Here is a 19569-nt window from a genome sequence, read left to right on the forward strand (position 1 = left end):
GGTGCGGGAGGCCGAGGGGGCCGGGGCCGGCGGGAGGGGGACGGGGCGTGGCCGGGGCGTCCGGTTCAGTCCCACGCCCGGCGGCCGGCCGGCAGCGCGTCGAGTTCGGCGCGGTCGGCCGGGCTGAGGCGGATCGAGGCGGCGGCGGCGTTCTCCACCGCCCAGCGGGCCGACTTCGTGCCAGGCACCGGGATCACCCGCGGGCCCTGGGCCAGGGTCCAGGCCAGCGCTATCTGCGCGGCGGTCGCGTCGTGCCGTTCGGCGACCCGCCGCAGGCCGGCGACGACCGGCTGGTTGGCCGCCATCATCTCGGCCGTGAATCGCCCGTCGCGGGCCCGCAGGTCGTCCGGTTCGAAGCCCTGGCCGGGGGTGAGTTCCCCGGTCAGGTAGCCGCTCCCCAACGGCATCGCCGCCAGCATGCCTATGCCGCGCGCCGCGCACCACGGCAGCAGGTCCTCCAGCGCCTCGCGGGACCACACCGACAGTTCCGCCTGTACGCACGCCACCGGGAAGACCTGCTGCACGCAGCGCAGCTGGCGCAACGTGGTGGCGTACCGCCCGGCCGGACCGCGCCGGTCCGCGCGGGCGCCGACGGCGCTCAACCCCAGCGCGCGCACCTTTCCGGCCGCCACCAATTCCGACATCGCGCCCCAGGTCTCCTCCACCGGCACCTCCGGGTCGGCCCGGTGCAGCTGGTAGAGGTCGATCACGTCGGTCCGCAGCCGCCGCAGCGACGCGTCGCAGGCCCGCCGCACGTACGCGGGCCGGCCGCAGGCCACCATGTGCTGGTCGCCCACCCGCAGCCCGCACTTGGTGGCGATGAAGATGTCGGCCCGCCGCCGTTGCAGTATCCGGCTGAGCAGCAGTTCGTTGGTGAACGGCCCGTAGATGTCGGCGGTGTCGAGCAGCGAGACGCCCGCGTCCAGCGCCGCGTCGGCCGCGCGCAGCGACTCGGCACCGGAGCGCCGGGACGCGGAGTAGGCCCAGGTCATCGGCATGCAGCCCAGCCCCACCGCGCCGACGTCCAGCGACCCCGCGCCGATCGGCCTGCGTTCCACCTGCTCCGGTCCTCCTCGTGTCCCCCCGCTGGGACGCAACACACCGTAACCTTCCTGGGCCCTGCCCCCTGCCCGAGGTTGCCGCCCGGATCGGGCATAGCCTCCTGACATGGCCGAATCCATCCTTGACCCCGCCGCGGGACCGGCGAACGGGTCGGCGACCGTCTGGCTGCCGATCCCGCCCGCCGAGATCCCCGGCCTGCCCGAAGGCCCCGCGTACCACTTCTGGGACGGCGAGGAGGAGTTCCCCGCCGACCCGGCCGGGCTGGACTTCTACGTCACGCCGTACATGCTGCCCGCCGAGCAGGTCACGCGCCCGCTGCGCGCCGGCGCACGCCCCGCGGTGGTCCAGACGCTCAGCGCGGGCGTCGACCACCTGAGCGGCCACCTGCCCGACGGCACCGTGCTGTGCAACGCCCGCGGGGTGCACGACGCCAGCACCGCCGAACTCGCCGTCGCCCTCATGCTCGCCTCCCTGCGCGGGTTCCAGGACTTCACCCGGGGGCAGGACGCCGGCGAGTGGCGTACGGGCCGCTACCGGGCGCTGGCCGACCGCACGGTACTGATCGTCGGCCACGGCTCGGTGGGGTCCGCCATCGAGGAGCGGGTGCTGCCGTTCGAGTGCGACGTGCTGCGGGTCGCGCGCTCCGCCCGGCAGACGGCGCGCGGCGAGGTGCACGCGCTGTCCGCACTCCCCGAACTGCTCCCGCGCGCCGACGTGGTGGTGCTGGTCACCCCGCTGACCGACACCACCCGGCACCTCGCCGACGCCGGCTTCCTGGCCCGCATGAAGGACGGCGCGCTGCTGGTCAACGTGGGCCGCGGCCCGGTCGTCGACACCGGTGCCCTGCTCGCCGAGGTCACCTCGGGCCGGCTGTGCGCCGCGCTCGACGTCACCGACCCGGAACCGCTGCCCGCCGACCACCCGCTCTGGCGGGCCCCCGGCGTCCTGATCAGCCCGCACGTGGGCGGCAACACCTCCGCGTTCCTCCCGCGCGCCAAGCGCCTGCTCGTCGCCCAGCTGAACCGCTGGACGGCGGGGGAGCCCCTGGAGAACGTGATGGGCTGACCGGACGTCGAGGGGCGGTGGGCTCCACCGGGGGCCGTGGGCTCCGCCGGGGCAGGTGAGGGCTGATGGGTGCCGGTGGGCTCCGCAGGGTGCCGCGGGCTCCGGTGGGTGCTGGTGGGTGCGTGGGCTCCGCAGGGTGCCGGTGGGTGCTGCTGCTGGGTGCCGTGCGGGTGTCGTGCGGTGGCGGTTCGGGGCGTCGTGCGTGGCGCCGGCTGTCGGGCCGGGCGGCCGATTCCGTGCGGTCACCGGACGGCGGTCCCGTCCGCCGGCTCACCGCCCGCCGTCCGCCGGCTCACCGCCCGCCGTCCGCCGGCTCACCGCCCGCCGTCCGCCGGCTCACCGGCTCACCGCCCACCGACTCACCGCCCACCGACTCACCGCCCACCGACTCACCGCCCACCGACTCACCGCCCGCCGGCTCACCGCCCCCACCCGCCCAGCGAACTCCTGCCCCGCCCAGCGGGACTCTCCCCGCGCACCCCTCCGTGAGGGTCCGGCATCCGCCAACATCCGCTCGATTACGCTGAGTAGACGAACTATGTCCCTGAGTCACCACTCTGGTGTATCGTCCCGAAGGAGGGCCGGAACGCCTCGTCACCACGGGTGGGTGGGCGACGGGCGCGGAACCGGTTCCCGGCGGGCCGAGCACGGTTCGGCGAAGGACTGAGACGGGTTCGGGACGGTTCACGACGGGAGCGTTCGGGACACGAGGGGGAGGACGACGATGCGCGGTCCGACGAGAGACTTCCGGGCCCCCGGCGGCGCACGGCGCCCGGGTGGCCGGCCGGGCGACGCGCGGGCTCCCCGGGGCGCCCGCCCCCGACGGCTCAGGGCGGCGCCGTGACCACACCGCTGCCCCCGCGCCGCCCGGACCCCCGACCCCTGACCGGCCGTCCCGCGCGTACACCGGAGCCGTCCGCACCGGCCCCCCGGGCCACGTTGCCCGCGCAAGCGGTGCCGTCCCCGCAGACCGCGCCGCCCACGCCCCCGCCGCCGGCCCCGACCACGGCCCTGGCTCCGACCGCGGCCCCGGCCCCGCCGGTCCCCGCCCCGACCCCGGCCCCGGCCACGCCCCTTGCCGCGGCCCCGACCGAGCCCCTGCCGCCCGCCGTGGCCGGCGGTGCGCTCGCCTGGCCCGTCGGGCCGGCCGACGCGGCCGAGCGGCCGGCGGTGGCCCCGCGGCGGCCGCTCACCGTGCCGCAGATGATCGTCGCCCTGCTGTGCGGCGGATACGCCACCGGTGCCGCCTTCGACTGGGGCTCCTCCCGACTGGCCCAGGTCATGGGCGACTTCGGGCTCGCCGCCGCCGCGCTGGCCGCCTGCCTGTCCTGCCTGTGGTACGCCCGCACGGTCTCCGGCCGCAACCGGCCCGCCTGGGTGCTGTTCGCCCTGTCGTCGGCGATGGTCTCGGCCGGCAACGGCGTCTGGGGCTGGTACGAGGTGGTGCTGCGGCAGCCGGTGCCGCGCGCCTCGGTCGCCGACCTGTGCTTCCTGATGTTCGCCCCGCCCGCCATCATCGGCCTGCTGGTGCTCGCCAAACGGCCGGTGAACCGGACCGGCTGGGTCTGCCTCGCGCTGGACGCCTGGCTGATCGGCGGCTCGCTGCTGACCATCACCTGGAGCCTGGCGCTGTCCAGGGCCGCCGACTTCGACGGCCGCAGCACCGCGCGGATCGCCCTGGCACTGGCCTACCCGGTGCTGGACATCATGCTCATCTCGATGGTGCTGGCGCTGCACTTCCGCCGCTCGGCCGCCAACCGCTCCGCCGTCAACACCGCGATCTGCGCGCTCGGGCTGACCGTGCTGTGCGACGCGCTGTTCACCTCGCCGCTGCTGCGCGAGCACTACCACTCCGGCCAGATCCTGGACGCCGGCTGGTTCGCCGGCAGCATGCTGCTGGCCTACGCCCCCTGGGTCGGGCACCGCGAGCGGGCGCGGGCCGCCGCCGAGAACGCCACGGGCCCGCGCCCGCGGCCGCAGAGCACCACCGGCGGCTCGCTGGGCGCCCTCACGCCGTACCTCGCGGCGGCCGTGTGCACCCTCGGCATCCTGTACGACGTGCTCGGCGGCCGGCGGGTCGACCGCGTGGTGATCTTCACCGGCTGCACGGTGGCGCTGGTCCTGGTGGTCCGCCAGGGCCTCACGCTGCTCGACAACATCGCGCTGACCCAGGCCCTGGCCCACAAGGAGAACCACTTCCGCTCGCTGGTCCAAAGCTCCAGCGACGTCATCATGATCGCCGCCCCCACCGGCGTCCTGCGGTACGTCAGCCCGGCCGCCCAGGGCGTCTACGGCCGCGACCCCGACGCGATGGTCGACACCGAACTGGCCGCCCACATCCACCCCGAGGACCTGGGCCGGGTGCTGCACGAGGTGCGCCGGTTCCTCGCCGCGCCCTGCGGTGACGAACCGGCCACCCGCATCGAGTGCCGCATCCGCTCCGGCGACCGCGGCTGGCTCAACGTCGAGTCCTCCGTCACCCGTTACCAGGGCGGTCTGATCTTCAACAGCCGCGACGTCACCGAACGGGTGCGGCTACAGGCCCAGTTGCAGCACAACGCCTCGCACGACCCGCTCACCGACCTGCCCAACCGCGCCCTGTTCACCGAACGCGTCACCCGGGCGCTGAACGGCCGCCGTGCCGAGGACGGCGGGGCCGCGGTGCTCTACATCGACCTCGACGGCTTCAAGGCGGTCAACGACACCGTCGGCCACCAGGCCGGCGACGAGCTGCTGATCCAGGCCGCCCGGCGCCTGCAGGCCGGGGTCCGGGCCGGCGACACCGCCGCCCGGCTCGGCGGCGACGAGTTCGCGGCGCTGATCGTGGGCGCCCCCACCGACCGGCGGCAGCGCGAGCGGCGGATACGGGAGATCGCCGAACGCCTGCGGCTGACGCTGTCCGAGCCGTACGTCGTCACCGGGCCTACCCAGGTGCGGGTCGCCGCCAGCATCGGCGTCGCCTTCGCCGGCCCGGCCAGTACCTCCGCCGAGCTGATGCGCGAGGCGGACCTGGCGATGTACCGGGCGAAGTCCGGCGGCAAGAACCGCGTCGAGCTGTACGCGCCGCAGCTGCACGCCGACGCCGCCCGCCGCGCCGAGGTCACCACCCGGGTCCACGGAGCCCTGCGGGACGGCGAGTTCACCCTGCTCCACCAGCCGGTCGTCGACCTGCGCACCGGCGCGGTGGAGGGCGTGCACGCCAGCGCCCACTGGCGGTCGGCGCAGGGCGCGCTGTTCACGCCGGAGGAGTTCCTGCGCTTCACCGACGGCGTCGCGCCCCGATCCCCCACCCGTGCCCGCGCCCCGCACCCGGCCGCCACCGCCGCCGGGCACCCCGTCCCCGGTCACGCCTCGGCCGGCGGCCACCCCACCGCGGCCACCGCCGACCGGGCCGCCGACGGTGCCGCCGACCGGGCATCCGACCGCGCCCTGCACCACCCCGCCGCCCCGCACCCGGCACCCGGCGACACCGGCCCCCCGTACACCGCGGCGCCCGGCGTCCCCACGCCGTACCGCGGCCCCCGGGACACCGCCGGCGCGTACGCCGCCGTACCGCCCGGCACCGCCGCCCCGCACCCGGACACGTATCCGCACGGCGCCGCCCTCCCGCACGGCGCCGCCCACCCGCACGCCCTCGCGCCGCCGCACGCCTTCGCACCCCGTGACCCCGCGGGCGGGGACGGCGCGCCCGACCGGGCCGAGGTGCTGCGGTGGACGCTGGAGGAGGCCGTCGAGCAGGCGGCGCTCCGCTTCCGGCTCGGGCACCGGATCCCGGTCACCGTGCGGGTTCCGGTGCGGCGGCTGATGGACCGCGATCTGCCGCCCCGCAGCGTCGAGGCGCTGCTGGCCCGGCACGAACTGGCCCCCGGCGCTCTGGTGCTGGAGCTGACCGACCACGACCCGGGCGTGCCGCTGGACGAGCTGGAGCGGCGGCTGACGGCGCTGCGCCGGGCCGGGGCGCGGATCGCGCTGGGCGGCTTCGGCACCGGGTACGCGGCCATGGTGGCGCTGCGGCGGCTGCCGGTGGACGTGCTGGCGCTGGAGCGGGCGCTGACCGACGCCCTGCCGGAGTCCGCCCGGCTGCGCAAGATCACCGCCGGGCTGCTGCGGATCGCCCGGGACCTGGGGCTGCTGGTGGTGGCCGACGGCGTGGACCGGCCGGAGCAGGCGGCGGCGCTGCGCGAGATCGGCTGCACCCACGGGCGCGGCGCGGTGTTCGCCGGACCGCTGGAGGACGTCCGGTTGCGCGGCACCCTGGCGGTCGGCGGCTATCCGGTGGGGCCGCGGCCGTACCTCGCCACGGTCCCGGCCGGCGCCGGAGTGCTGCCGGTGCGGCAGGGCGGCGGCGCCGGTCCCGACCCGTTGACGGGTCCCCCGCCGCGTTCACATCATGAGACGCCCGTCCCACCGACTTGACAGTGGCCTTGTGCCGGAGGGAGGGTCGATGCCATGCGCACCCGAATTCTCGTACTTGGACGGCGCGTCGGCTGATCCGGGGCCCGTTCCTCCGCCCCGTTGACAGCACCGGCGCGCTTCCCCTCGCTTGCCCTTGGGCACGAGGGGTTTTTTGTTGCACTGGCACCTCCCGCCCCCGGCGACCCGAGCCGGGCGGCCTCTTTCGAGAAGAGACACGCAGATGACCGAGCAGGCCAACGGGGCCCATCCGCAGCCGAGGCCCCGCGGCGCGGCGCCGCAGCCCATCACCGAACAGGTCACGGGTGCCAAGTCCCTCATCCGTTCGCTGGAGGAGGTCGGCGCCGAGGTGGTGTTCGGCATCCCGGGCGGTGCGATCCTGCCCGCCTACGACCCGATGTTCGACTCCAAGCGGGTGCGCCACGTCCTGGTCCGCCACGAGCAGGGCGCCGGCCACGCGGCCACCGGCTACGCGCAGGCCACCGGGAAGGTGGGCGTGTGCATGGCCACCTCGGGTCCCGGTGCCACCAACCTGGTCACCCCGATCGCCGACGCCCACCTGGACTCGGTGCCCATCGTCGCCATCACCGGCCAGGTCGCCTCGAAGTCCATCGGCACCGACGCCTTCCAGGAGGCGGACATCGTCGGCATCACCATGCCGATCACCAAGCACAACTTCCTGGTCACCAACGCCGACGACATCCCGCGCACCATCGCCGAGGCCTTCCACATCGCCGCCACCGGCCGCCCGGGCCCGGTGCTGGTCGACATCGCCAAGGACGCGTTGCAGGCCCAGACCACGTTCAGCTGGCCGCAGCAGACCGACCTGCCCGGCTACCGTCCGGTCACCAAGCCGCACGCCAAGCAGATCCGCGAGGCCGCCCGGCTCATCGTCCAGTCGCGCCGCCCGGTGCTGTACGTCGGCGGCGGGGTGCTGAAGGCGCACGCCACCGAGGAGCTGCGGATTCTGGCGGAGCTGACCGGCGCCCCGGTCGCCACCACGCTGATGGCGCTCGGCGCGTTCCCCGACACCCACCCCCAGCACGTCGGCATGCCCGGCATGCACGGCGCGGTCTCGGCGGTCACCGCGATGCAGAAGGCGGACCTGCTGGTCGCGCTCGGCGCCCGGTTCGACGACCGGGTCACCGGCCGGGTCGACACCTTCGCGCCGCACGCCAAGATCGTGCACGCCGACGTCGACCCGGCGGAGATCGGCAAGATCCGCGCCGCCGACGTGCCGATCGTCGGCGACGCCCGCGAGGTGCTGGCCGACCTGATCGTCGCCCTCCAGGCCGAGTACGAGGCCGGCCGGCGCGGCGACTACGGCGACTGGTGGACCCAGATCAACTCCTGGCGCGAGACCTACCCGCTCGGCTACGACCTGCCGCAGGACGGCAGCCTGTCGCCGCAGCAGGTCATCCAGCGCATCGGCGAACTCGCCCCGGCGGACACGATCTTCGCGGCCGGCGTCGGCCAGCACCAGATGTGGGCGTCGCAGTACATCACCTACGACAAGCCGTACACCTGGCTGAACTCCGGCGGCGCCGGGACCATGGGCTACGCGGTCCCGGCCGCGATGGGCGCCAAGGCCGGCCGGCCGGAGACCACCGTGTGGGCGGTCGACGGCGACGGCTGCTTCCAGATGACCAATCAGGAACTGGCCACCTGCGCGCTCAACGACATCCCGGTCAAGGTCGCCATCATCAACAACGGCGCGCTGGGCATGGTCCGGCAGTGGCAGACGCTGTTCTACAACGAGCGGTACTCCAACACCGTGCTGGGCAGCGGCCGCGGCACCGACGGCAAGCCGGCCAACGGCACCCGGGTGCCGGACTTCGTCAAGCTCGCCGAGGCGATGGGCTGCGTCGGCATCCGCTGCGAGGACCCGGCCGACCTCGACGCGGTCATCGAGAAGGCCAACTCCATCAACGACCGCCCGGTCGTCGTCGACTTCATCTGCCACGAGGACGCCATGGTCTGGCCGATGGTCGCCGCCGGCACCTCCAACGACGAGGTCATGGCCGCCCGCGGGGTGCGCCCGGACTTCGGCGACATGGACGACTGAGACCCGGCGGACGAAGGACGAAGAGGAACCCGAACATGTCCAAGCACACGCTGTCCGTCCTGGTGGAGAACAAGCCCGGCGTCCTCGCCCGGATCACCGCGCTGTTCTCCCGCCGCGGCTTCAACATCGACTCGCTCGCGGTCGGCACCACCGAGCACCCCGACATCTCCCGCATCACCATCGTCGTCAACGTGGTGGACGAACTTCCGCTGGAACAGGTGACCAAGCAGCTGAACAAGCTGGTCAACGTGCTGAAGATCGTCGAGCTCGAACCGGCCTCCGCCGTCCAGCGGGAACTCGTCCTGGTGAAGGTGCGCGCCGACAACGACACGCGCTCGCAGATCACCGAGATCGTCACGCTCTTCCGGGCCAAGACGGTGGACGTCTCCCCGGAGGCGGTCACGGTGGAGGCCACCGGGGGCGCGGAGAAGCTGGAGGCGCTGCTGAAGATGCTGGAGCCGTTCGGCATCAAGGAACTCGTCCAGTCCGGCACCATCGCCGTCGGACGCGGCGCCCGATCCATCACCGACCGCTCGCTGCGCGCCCTGGACCGTTCGGCCTGACGCCGCACGCCCGCCCGCATCGCGAGACCGTGAATCCACCCACCGGCCGCCCGGCGTACGGTGGCAGCACAACCCGAACCAAGGAGACAACCCCAGTGGCCGAGCTCTTCTACGACGACGACGCCGACCTGTCCATCATCCAGGGCCGCAAGGTGGCGGTCCTCGGCTACGGCAGCCAGGGCCACGCCCACGCGCTGTCGCTGCGCGACTCCGGCGTCGACGTGCGCGTCGGTCTGCCCGAGGGCTCGAAGTCGCGGGTCAAGGCCGAGGAGCAGGGCCTGCGGGTCGTCACCGCGGCCGAGGCGTCGGCCGAGGCCGACGTCATCATGATCCTGGTGCCGGACCCCATCCAGTCGAAGGTCTACGAGGAGTCCGTCAAGGACAACCTCAAGGACGGCGACGCCATCTTCTTCGGCCACGGGTTCAACATCCGCTTCGACTTCATCAAGCCGTCGGCCAACATCGACGTGTGCATGGTCGCCCCCAAGGGCCCCGGCCACCTGGTGCGCCGCCAGTACGAGGAGGGCCGCGGCGTGCCGTGCATCGTGGCCGTCGAACAGGACGCCACCGGCGGCGCGTTCGCCCTGGCCCTGTCGTACGCCAAGGGCATCGGCGGCACCCGGGCCGGCGTCATCAAGACGACGTTCACCGAGGAGACCGAGACCGACCTGTTCGGTGAGCAGGCCGTGCTGTGCGGTGGCGCCACCTCGCTGGTCAAGGCGGGTTTCGAGACCCTGGTCGAGGCCGGTTACCAGCCGGAGATCGCCTACTTCGAGTGCCTGCACGAGCTGAAGCTCATCGTCGACCTCATGTACGAGGGCGGCCTGGAGAAGATGCGCTGGTCGATCTCGGAGACCGCCGAGTGGGGCGACTACGTCTCCGGCCCGCGGGTCGTCAACGACGGCACCAAGGCCGAGATGAAGAAGATCCTCGGTGAGATCCAGGACGGCACCTTCGCCACCAACTGGATGAACGAGTACAACGCCGGCCTGCCGAAGTACAACGAGTACAAGAAGGCCGACGGCGACCACCTGCTGGAGACCACCGGCCGCAAGCTGCGCAAGCTGATGAGCTGGGTCGACGACGAGGCGTGACACACCGTCCGGTCCGCGGTCCGCGGCCGTTCCGCCCCTGTCGGGCGGCCCGGCCGCGGTCCGGACCGGGCTGCCGCGGTCCGTTCCTCCCTCGCCCGGGTGATTTTCCGGTGAGCGCCAGGACAGGCCGCGTATCGCCGATACACTGCACGCACAAGCGCGTCAGGCTCACAACGTCGTGCGTCTTCCACGCGGCATGCCATTCTGCCCTCCCTGGAACGGCCGCACGGGACCGGCCGTCCACGTAGGCAAGCGAGGATCACGTGAGCAACGCTTCTTCCCACAAACCTGTCGTCCTCATCGCGGAAGAGCTGTCGCCGGCCACTGTCGACGCGCTCGGCCCCGACTTCGAGATCCGGCACTGCAACGGGGCGGACCGGGCCGAACTGCTGTCCGCCATCGTCGACGTGGACGCCATCCTGGTCCGCAGTGCCACCAAGGTGGACGCCGAGGCCATCGCCGCCGCCCCCCGTCTGCGGGTCGTCGCCCGCGCCGGGGTCGGCCTGGACAACGTGGACGTGCCCACCGCCACCAAGGCCGGCGTCATGGTGGTCAACGCCCCCACGTCCAACATCGTGACCGCCGCCGAACTGGCCTGCGGTCTGCTGGTCTCCGTCGCCCGCAACATCCCGCAGGCCAACGCCTCGCTGAAGCAGGGCGAGTGGAAGCGGAACAAGTACACCGGCGTCGAACTGGCCGAGAAGACCCTGGGCGTCGTGGGCCTGGGCCGCATCGGCGTGCTGGTGGCGCAGCGGATGTCCGCGTTCGGCATGAAGATCGTGGCGTACGACCCCTACGTCCAGCCGGCCCGCGCCGCGCAGATGGGCGTCAAGCTGCTGACGCTGGACGAGCTGCTGGAGGTCGCCGACTTCATCACCGTCCACCTGCCCAAGACGCCCGAGACGCTCGGCCTGATCGGCGACGAGGCGCTGCACAAGGTCAAGCCGTCGGTGCGGATCGTCAACGCGGCGCGCGGTGGCATCGTGGACGAGGCGGCGCTGGCCAGCGCGCTGAAGGAGGGCCGGGTCGCGGGTGCGGGCCTGGACGTCTTCAGCTCCGAGCCGTGCACCGACTCCCCGCTGTTCGAGTTCGACTCGGTGGTGGCCACCCCGCACCTGGGCGCCTCCACCGGTGAGGCGCAGGAGAAGGCCGGCATCTCGGTGGCCCGTTCGGTGCGCCTGGCGCTGGCCGGCGAACTGGTGCCGGACGCGGTCAACGTGCAGGGCGGCGTGATCGCCGAGGACGTGCGCCCCGGTCTGCCGCTGGCGGAGAAGCTGGGCCGGATCTTCACCGCGCTGGCCGGCGAGGTCGCGGTCCGCCTCGACGTCGAGGTACGCGGCGAGATCACCCAGCACGACGTCAAGGTGCTCGAACTGTCCACCCTCAAGGGGGTGTTCGAGGACGTGGTGGCCGAGACGGTCTCCTACGTCAACGCGCCGCTGTTCGCGCAGGAGCGCGGCATCGAGGTCCGGCTCACCACCAGCTCCGAGTCGCCCGAGCACCGCAACCTGGTGACGGTCTCCGGCACGCTGGCCAGCGGTGACGAGGTGTCGGTCTCCGGCACCCTGTCCGGCCCCAAGCACATCCTGAAGATCGTCGCCGTCGGTGAGTTCGAGGTGGACCTCGTCCTCAACGACCACATGGCGTTCCTGCGGTACGGCGACCGGCCCGGCGTGGTCGGCACCCTCGGCCGGATCCTGGGCGAGGCCGGCATCAACATCGCCGGCATGCAGGTGGCGCGGACCGCCGAGGGCGGCGACGCGCTGGTGGCGCTCACCGTGGACGACTCCATCCCGGTGCCGGTGCTGGCCGAGATCGCTCAGGAGATCGGCGCCACGTCGGCCCGCGCGGTCAACCTGGTGGACTGACCCGGTACGCCGGGTGGTGCGGGGCCGGTGGCCCGCCGCGTGCGCTGCGCGGCGGGCCACCGGCCTTTTTCACGGTGACCGACGGGTGGCGGACGTCAGTTGACGAAGAGCTTGGCGCCGCCCTTGGTGGTGTCGGTCAGGGGCGCGTACTTGACGCTGAAGTACGCGTCGCTGAAGCACAGGCTGGAGCCGCTGGACTTGGTGAAGTGCTGGTTGGTGAAGGTGAGCGAGTTGTCGGTGTTGCTGGCGGCGCCGGTGATCGACGGGCTGGTGTAGACGCAGGTGGTGGTGCCCAGCAGGGTGTTGAGGACCACGGTGGTCTGGATCGAGCCGGTCGGCGGCGACACGGTGACCGGGTCGCCGGAGGTGTCGGCGACCTTGGTGTTGTAGGGCAGCGCGTTGACGGTGACGCTCTGCACGCCGGAGACGCCGACCACGTTGGAGGTGCAGCTGCTGAAGCTCTGCGCGGTCAGCGACTCGGTGGCGGAGCCGGGCGCGGTCGGATTGGTGACGACCTTGGCGCTGAACGCCGAGGCGGCGCAGGAGACACCGGTGGTGCCGGTGGCGGAGGAGTAGAAGGTCGCCTTGCTGCCGGAGGCGACCGAGCCGGCCAGCACGTCGTTGACCGCGGCGGCGGTTCCGCCGGCACTGCCGGTGGTCAGCACGGCGGAGGTGTCGGGGTGGACGGCGGCGGAGGCGGGGACGACCGCGCCGAACGCGAGGGCGGCAGCGGCGGCGGCGACGATCAGGCTGGTGCGAGTACGCATGAGTGCCTCATTCCATCGACAGGTTCAAGGGCATGGTGCGTTTCACCGTGGTGCTGACGTGCGGGCGTTGCTGACGTGCGCCGTGCGGGAGATGCGCTGTGCTGAAGGTGTGCCGTGTTGAAGGTGCGCCGTTCGGGACCTGCGCCGTGCGGCAGGCACGCCGTGCTGGAGGTGCGGCGTGCCTGCCGCGGGCGGGCCGCGGTACGGCGGCGCGGCGGACGCGTGGTGCCTGGGGCGGTCGGGCGGAACCTCGTGCGGAGGTACACAGCCGCCGCCGGCCTGACGGCTTCTCCTCCGGCGGGAGGCGGCGGCTGGACGCCCTGGGACGCCCCGGTGCCGGGGCGGGCACCGGGAGCGGGCGACGGGACCTGTAGACGCGCGTGGCACGGCCACCGTGCCGGAGCGCGGCGCCACGTGCCCGGAACGGCGGTTCGGGACAACGGCGGCTGCCACCACCGCGGTTGCGCAACAGTCCCGAAACATTGGGAAACCTGCGAGAGTTGTAAACCCCACGGGTATTCAGCGTCAAGCACGCGGGAAGAAGTCAGACATGAAGGAAACCCCTCCGCCCGGGCCCCTGTTGCTCCTTCCCGGCACGCGGCCGGGCCGTGACCCGGAACGTTCCATCCGCCGCGGACCGCGCCGCGCCTCGCCGGAGGAAGTGGCCGCCACCCAGCGGGAACGGCTGCTGGACGGCCTGGTACGCACGGTCGCGGACAAGGGGTACGCCCGGGCGCGGGTCAGCGACATCTGCGCGGCCGCCGGGGTGACCCGGCCGGTGTTCTACGAGCTGTTCGACGGCAAGGAGGACGCCTTCGTCGTGGCCCACCGGCACGGCACCGACCTGCTGCTGCGGGCCATGCGGGAGTCCTTCGCCGGCGGTCCGGACTGGCCGGCCGCGATGCGCCGCGGGCTGGCCACCATGCTGGCGATCCTGGCCTCCGCGCCGGCCTTCGCGGTCACCGCGGTGGTGGAGGCCGACGCGGTCGGCCCGGCCGGGCGGCACGAGCGGGACCGTTTACTGGCTCGATTCCACCCGTTCTTCGCCGACGCGCCGACCCGCCCGCTGCCGGTTCCGCACGACGAACTGGTGGCCTGCGCGGTGGGCGGAGCGTATACGGCCCTGCACCGGTGGGTGGACGAAGGCCGCACGCGCGAGTTGCCGGAACTGCTGCCCACCCTCACCTACTACGTGCTCGCGCCGTTCCTCGGCGTGGCCGCCGCGGCCCAGGTGGCGGCGGTCGAGACGCCGGTCGCCCACGTCGCGCTGCGCTGCGCCACGCCGGACCGTCCCGTGATCGACGCGACGTCAACACCGTTTATTCACAAGCGGGTTGACCCAGCCGCTACCCCTGGGTAACACTGCGATACGCGAACGTGACGTCCGCCACGCGCGCCGGGTCCCCTGCCAGGGACGTCGGCGCCCGGGATCCGCGTCCGCCATCGCTGTCCGCGCCAGGGCAACGCGCTGGAAGAGCTCGTTGTAGTGATCAGCCTCATCAGGGAGTCGCCATGGCACCGTCCACCCCGTCCGTTCCCGCCCGCAGAGGACGGGTCCGGTTGCGCCGGACCGCGCTGATGGGCGTGCCGGCCGCGGCGGCCGCCGCCGCGCTGGTCGTCCTGACCGCGCAGGGCGCGATAGCCGCCCAGTTCTCCATCTCGGGCATGCCGTTCACCGTCACCGCCACCCAGCTGCAGGGCACCGGGTTCGAGCAGTACGGCGGCCTGGACAACATGGCCCCCAACAGCCCGAACGCGGGCGACACCGGCGGCCAGGAACTCGTCATGGTCTCCGCGATCAAGGACGCCACCCTGGCGAACCTGTGCCAGAGCGTGGACCTGGGCGGGGTCGACCTGGTGATCCACGCCGGCGGCGGCAGCAAACTGGTCGCCGCGCACGACCTGGTCACCGACTCCTCGACGATCGCCGGCGACGCGTCGTTCAAGAACATCGAGATCGGCGGCGACGCCTCCACCTTCACCAAGGGCGACTCCAAGGGGCCGTCCGGCGTCTTCGGCCAGCAGGCCGACACCGTCACCATCAACAACCTGCGGCAGGTCAACTACGCCACCACGGCTGCCGCGTTCACGCTCCCCGGCCTCCACATGAGTTTCAACAGCAAGGGCTGCTGACCCATGGTCTCGCGCGACCCCGTTCCAGGAGACGCGCCGGAAGGGGAACCGGCCGACGGCCGGTTCCCCGCCCCGCCGGCGCCCCGGGAACCGTCCGCCCGGTGGCCGGCCGCTCCGGCGCCCGAAGCGTCCGGCGACCCGTCACGCGACGCGTTCGCCGCCCCGCCGGCCGACCCCGCGCCGCCGTCCCGGCCGGCCGGTGCCTTCAGGACGTGGCGCGGCCGGCGGCCCTTCGCCGGCGGCCTGCTCATGACACTCGGCGGCGCCGAGATCCTGGTCACCGAGAAGGCGTCCATCGGCGTCGTGGTGCACATCGGCATGCAGGGCCTGACCGGCTACCTCATCCCGGCGGTCCTGGTGGTGTGCGGCGTGCTGACGATCGTCAACCCGGCCCAGCGGATGTTCTACTCCGTCCTGGGCGTGCTGCTGGCCCTGGGCAGCTGGGTGACGTCCAACCTCGGCGGGTTCTTCGCCGGCCTGCTGCTCGGCATCCTCGGCGCCTGCCTGACCTTCGGCTGGGTGCCCGACCAGGAACCCCGCACCGGCCCGCTGCGCCGCCGCCGGGCCCGCCGCGCGGCCGCCGCGGACGCCCGCCCGTGACGCCGCCGCGGGCGGGCGGACGGGATGCCGCCGTGTACGTCACGAAGGCGTCCGTACGCCGCGTTGTCGGGCAGGTCCCGGCGGCGTACGGACGACACGCCGTGTAGATCCCGGTTCGCCACGACATGAGTACCGCCCCGCATGTATGCGACGCTGAAGGCAGAGCGGTTGCGGGAGGTGGCTGTGGTCTCCGTTCGGCTGAGCGTGCGGCATGTCACCGTCCTGCTGCTCGGATGGATCGCGCTGGCCACCTTCGTCCAGATCGACTTCGGCGAGGGTGGCCTGCTGCGGTGGTCCGGCTACTCGGTGCTGACGCCGGTGGTCGCCGGCGCGCTGCTGCCGATGCGCCAGAGCCTGCTGATCTCGGTGGTCAACCTGGTGGTGTCCGGCTGCGTCTACGGCGTCGTCATCGACCACCTCACCGACGGCGGCCGGGTGGTGGTGCTGGTCGCGGTCCTGCTGGCCTCCGTCGTCGGGGTGCTGGTGTGCCGGGTGCGGCTGGAACGCGAGGAGCGGCTGGTCCGGCTGATGGTCGCCCGCGACCGGCTGGCGCTGCTCGGCCAGGCCACCGCCGGGGTCGGCACCACCTTGGACGTGGTGCGCACCGCCCGGGAACTGGCCGACGTGGCCACCCCGCGGTTCGCCGACTTCGTCACCGTCGACCTGTTCGACTGGGTGCTGTCCGGCGACGACCCGGAACCCGGCCCCTTCGAAGGAGCGGTCCGACTGCGCCGGGTGGCGCACACCTCGGTGCTGGACAGCTCACCGGAGGCGGTGCTCGACCTCGGCGAGGCCGACGTGTACCCGCCGATCTCGGTACCCGCCCGCAGCCTCGCCGCCGGCACCCCCATCAGGGCCGGCCAGCTGCTGCGGGACGCCGAGGTGGTCGAGTGGCTGGCGCAGGACCCGCGCCGGGCCGCCAAGGTCGAGGACTTCGGCCTGCACTCCGGCATCACCATCCCGCTGCGGGCCCGCGGCGCCACGCTGGGCGTCGCGGTCTTCATCCGCCACCGCCGCCCCGAGCCGTTCGACGACGACGACCTGCTGCTCGCCGAGGAGATCACCTCCCGCGCCTCGGTGTGCCTGGACAACGCCCACCGCTACACCCGTGAACACCACCGCTCCCTGACCCTCCAGCGCAGCCTCATGCCGCGCGGCCTGCCCAGGAACGCCGCCGTGGAGGCCGCCAGCCGCTACCTGCCGGCCGGCAGCGAGGCGGGCGTGGGCGGCGACTGGTTCGACGTGATCCCGCTGTCCGGCGCCCGGGTCGCCCTGGTGGTCGGCGACGTCGTCGGGCACGGCATGCACGCCTCCGCCACCATGGGCCGGCTGCGCGCCGCGGTGCGCACGCTGGCCGACATCGACCTCCCCCCCGACGAACTGCTCACCCACCTCGACGACGTCGTCACCCGGCTCGGCACCGAGACCGATCCCGGCCAGGACGAGTGCGGCGCCCCCCTCGACCCGCTGCCGGCCGGCGAGACCGGTGCCACCTGCCTGTACGCCGTCTACGACCCGGTCTCCCGCCGCTGCACCCTGGCCCGGGCCGGCCACCCGCCGCCGGTGCTGGTCGCCCCGGACGGCACCACCGCCTTCGTCGACCTGCCCGCCGGACCGCCGCTGGGCCTGGGCAGCCTGCCGTTCGAATCCCGGGAGCTGGAACTCGCCGAGGGTTCCCTGCTGGCGCTCTACACCAACGGCCTGGTCGAGTCCCGCCGCCGGGAGATGGACGAGGGCCTCGACCGGCTGCGCCACGCGCTGTCCGGCGCCGGCCCGTCCCTGGAGGCCACCTGCGACGCGGTCCTCGCCAGCCTGCTCGACGACCAGCAGACCGACGACATCGCCCTGCTGCTGGCCCGCACCCGGGCGCTCGACGCCCAGCACGTCGCCACCTGGGACCTGGCCGCCGAGCCCGCCTCCGTCGGCCGGGCCCGCGACCTGGCCACCTCCCAGCTGGCCGCCTGGGGACTGGAGGCCATCGCGTTCACCACGGAACTCGTGGTCAGCGAGCTGGTCACCAACGCGGTCCGCTACGGCGAGGCCCCCGTCCAGCTGCGCCTGATCCGGGAGAAGACCCTCATCTGCGAGGTCTCCGACGGCAGCAGCACCGCCCCGCACCTGCGCCGCGCCCGCACCCTCGACGAGGGCGGCCGCGGGCTGTTCATCGTCGCCCAGCTCACCGACCGCTGGGGCACCCGGCACGACCCGCAGGGCAAGACCATCTGGTCCGAGCTGTCGCTGACCCCGCCGGTGTAGGGGGCGGTCGGCGCAACGGGGAGCCGGGGTCCGGGGCGGGCGTGCGGGGATGGGGCGTGCGGGGGCGCGTGCGGGGCGGACGTCCGGGGGCGCGTGCGGGGCGTGCGGGGCGGACGTCCGGTGGCGCGGTGTTTCCGGCGCGACGGCAATCCTGGTGGCGGATTCCCGGCGGGCGGCCCGCGCGGTGGCGGATCTCCCACCGGCGAGCGTATTCCGCCGGTGTTTCCGGGGCTTTTCCGCGCGTCAAGGTCACGGCGTGAGGTTCATATGACTTAGCGAAGTCTTTACCGTTTCCTTTAGCTTTCTTGGGTTCATCTGGCACCATTGACCTGGCAACGGGTCAAGAGGGCCTGTTGTCAGGTGACTTCGCGATGCCGAAAACCCAAGGGAGAGTAAATGGAATACGGACGTGCCCTGCGCGCCGACATCTCCGCCGAGCGCACCACTCCGCTCATCGGAATTTACGACATGTATTCCGCGTCCATCGCGGCGCAGCACTACGAGGGATTCTTCGTCTCCGGATTCGGCTTCGCCGCCTCGCACTACGGCCTGCCCGACATCGGCTACATCGCCTGGCCGGACATGGTCGCGTTCGTCCAGCGGCTGCGCATGGCCTTCCCCGGCCACCACCTGCTGGTCGACATCGACGACGGCTACGTCGACCCCGAGGTCGCCTGCCACGTCGTCCAGCAGGTGGAACGGGCCGGCGCCTCCGGCGTCATCCTGGAGGACCAGAAGCGCCCCCGCCGCTGCGGACACGCCGACGGCAAGCAGATCCTGCCGCTGGAGGAGTACCTCGACAAGCTCCAGCTCGTCCTGGAGACCCGCGAGGACCTGCTGGTCGTCGCCCGCACCGACGCGACGGAGGAGTCGGAGATCCTGCGCCGGGCCGCCGCCCTGGCCGCCACCGACGCCGACGTCGTGCTGGTCGACGGGGTGCGCAGCCTGGAGTGGATCCGCCGGGTGCGCGACGTCATCGGCGACAAGCCGCTGCTGTTCAACCAGATCGCCGGCGGCAAGTCACCGCGCATCTCGCTGACCGAGCTCACCGACCTCGGCGTCGACGTGGCGATCTACAGCACCCCGTGCCTGTTCGCCGCGCACACCGCGATCGACACCGCGCTGGCCGAGCTGAAGTTCGCCGACGGCCGGCTCCCCGAGGTCGGCGACGGCGGCGTCGGCGTGCGGGCCTCCACCGAACTGCTGGAACGCAACATCAGCCGGCACCACCCGCCCACGGCCCGCGTCAGCGCCCCGGCGCCGGCCAGCGCCGGTTCATGAGCGGGCCCACGGGCCGCCCGCCGCGCGGTGCGGTGCGGCGGTACGCCTGCCGGGCGCTGCTGGTGACGACCGGCGCCGGCCTGCTGCTCGGCGGCACCGGTGGGATCTCGTACGCCAACGACGACTCCCCGCCGGCCACCGAGTCGCGCGGCGCCGCCTTCTCGCTGATCGACAACTCGCACGCCGACTCCTGGCTGGAGGTCGACCGCACCCTCAACCAGCAGCTCGGCTCCGGCACCGCCGGCAGCGATCACGACGGCGCGGAGGTCTCCGTCTCCGATTCCCCGGCGACCGCCACGGCCCCGGTCGGCACGGCCACCCAGGCGGAGTAGCGACGCACGGGGGCCGGTCGCCGGCGCGGTCGACGACGCGTCCCGCGTCCTCCCCGCCCGGCGCGGCCTC

Annotated in this window: 13 protein-coding genes and 1 pseudogene; 12 read left to right on the forward strand and 2 right to left on the reverse strand. The window is 73.3% G+C overall.

From position 1 onward, the window contains the following. Window positions 1-65: 65 nt before the first annotated feature. Entirely contained in the window at window positions 66-1058 is a 993-nt protein-coding gene (locus POF43_RS08735; RefSeq protein WP_271325690.1) for an aldo/keto reductase, read from the reverse strand. Window positions 1059-1167: 109 nt separating this feature from the next. Between POF43_RS08735 and POF43_RS08740 the strand changes: the two genes are divergently transcribed. From POF43_RS08740 to serA, 6 genes are all read left to right on the forward strand, one after another. After that, the gene (locus POF43_RS08740; protein ID WP_271325689.1) at window positions 1168-2127 is read left to right on the forward strand and encodes a 2-hydroxyacid dehydrogenase; all 960 of its coding nucleotides are present in this window, start codon (window positions 1168-1170) and stop codon (window positions 2125-2127) included. Window positions 2128-3330: 1203 nt separating this feature from the next. After that, entirely contained in the window at window positions 3331-6543 is a 3213-nt protein-coding gene (locus POF43_RS08745) for a putative bifunctional diguanylate cyclase/phosphodiesterase (protein WP_282704491.1), read from the forward strand. Between the two features lie 220 nt (window positions 6544-6763). Further along, on the forward strand, window positions 6764-8605 hold the full coding sequence (locus POF43_RS08750) for an acetolactate synthase large subunit (protein WP_271323592.1): 1842 nt from the start codon (window positions 6764-6766) through the stop codon (window positions 8603-8605). Between the two features lie 35 nt (window positions 8606-8640). Beyond that, a complete protein-coding gene (ilvN, locus tag POF43_RS08755; RefSeq protein WP_271314771.1) occupies window positions 8641-9168 on the forward strand; it encodes an acetolactate synthase small subunit in 528 nt (175 codons plus the stop codon). Window positions 9169-9263: 95 nt separating this feature from the next. After that, window positions 9264-10262 carry a ketol-acid reductoisomerase gene (ilvC, locus tag POF43_RS08760; protein ID WP_271314772.1) on the forward strand — a complete coding sequence of 333 codons (999 nt, stop codon included), beginning with the start codon at window positions 9264-9266 and terminating at the stop codon, window positions 10260-10262. A 263-nt stretch (window positions 10263-10525) separates the two neighbouring features. After that, the gene (gene serA, locus POF43_RS08765) at window positions 10526-12130 is read left to right on the forward strand and encodes a phosphoglycerate dehydrogenase (protein ID WP_271314773.1); all 1605 of its coding nucleotides are present in this window, start codon (window positions 10526-10528) and stop codon (window positions 12128-12130) included. Window positions 12131-12225: 95 nt separating this feature from the next. On the opposite strand, the gene POF43_RS08770 is transcribed toward serA, so the two are convergent. Next, the gene (locus POF43_RS08770; protein ID WP_271314774.1) at window positions 12226-12897 is read right to left on the reverse strand and encodes a Tat pathway signal sequence domain protein; all 672 of its coding nucleotides are present in this window, start codon (window positions 12895-12897) and stop codon (window positions 12226-12228) included. A 661-nt stretch (window positions 12898-13558) separates the two neighbouring features. Between POF43_RS08770 and POF43_RS08775 the strand changes: the two genes are divergently transcribed. The 6 genes and pseudogenes from POF43_RS08775 (at window position 13559) to POF43_RS08800 (ending at window position 19499) form a co-directional block, all read left to right on the forward strand. Further along, window positions 13559-14257 (forward strand): TetR/AcrR family transcriptional regulator, encoded by a 699-nt coding sequence (locus POF43_RS08775; protein WP_271314775.1) that lies wholly within the window; start codon window positions 13559-13561, stop codon window positions 14255-14257. Between the two features lie 152 nt (window positions 14258-14409). After that, the gene (locus POF43_RS08780) at window positions 14410-15030 is read left to right on the forward strand and encodes a DUF6230 family protein (RefSeq protein ID WP_271314776.1); all 621 of its coding nucleotides are present in this window, start codon (window positions 14410-14412) and stop codon (window positions 15028-15030) included. A gap of 192 nt (window positions 15031-15222) precedes the next feature. Next, window positions 15223-15630, forward strand: a pseudogene (locus POF43_RS08785) (DUF6114 domain-containing protein); the annotation flags it as partial. Between the two features lie 141 nt (window positions 15631-15771). Further along, complete coding sequence (locus POF43_RS08790; RefSeq protein WP_271314777.1) at window positions 15772-17886, forward strand: ATP-binding SpoIIE family protein phosphatase; 2115 nt, start codon at window positions 15772-15774, stop codon at window positions 17884-17886. A gap of 396 nt (window positions 17887-18282) precedes the next feature. Beyond that, the gene (locus POF43_RS08795; RefSeq protein ID WP_271317987.1) at window positions 18283-19167 is read left to right on the forward strand and encodes an isocitrate lyase/PEP mutase family protein; all 885 of its coding nucleotides are present in this window, start codon (window positions 18283-18285) and stop codon (window positions 19165-19167) included. Next, window positions 19164-19499 (forward strand): hypothetical protein, encoded by a 336-nt coding sequence (locus POF43_RS08800; protein ID WP_271325908.1) that lies wholly within the window; start codon window positions 19164-19166, stop codon window positions 19497-19499. Before POF43_RS08795 ends, POF43_RS08800 begins: the two co-directional genes overlap by 4 nt. The last annotated feature ends 70 nt before the right edge of the window (window positions 19500-19569 follow it).

Origin of the sequence: Streptantibioticus silvisoli, assembly GCF_027947535.2 — a bacterium.
GTDB lineage: Bacteria > Actinomycetota > Actinomycetes > Streptomycetales > Streptomycetaceae > Streptantibioticus_C > Streptantibioticus_C silvisoli.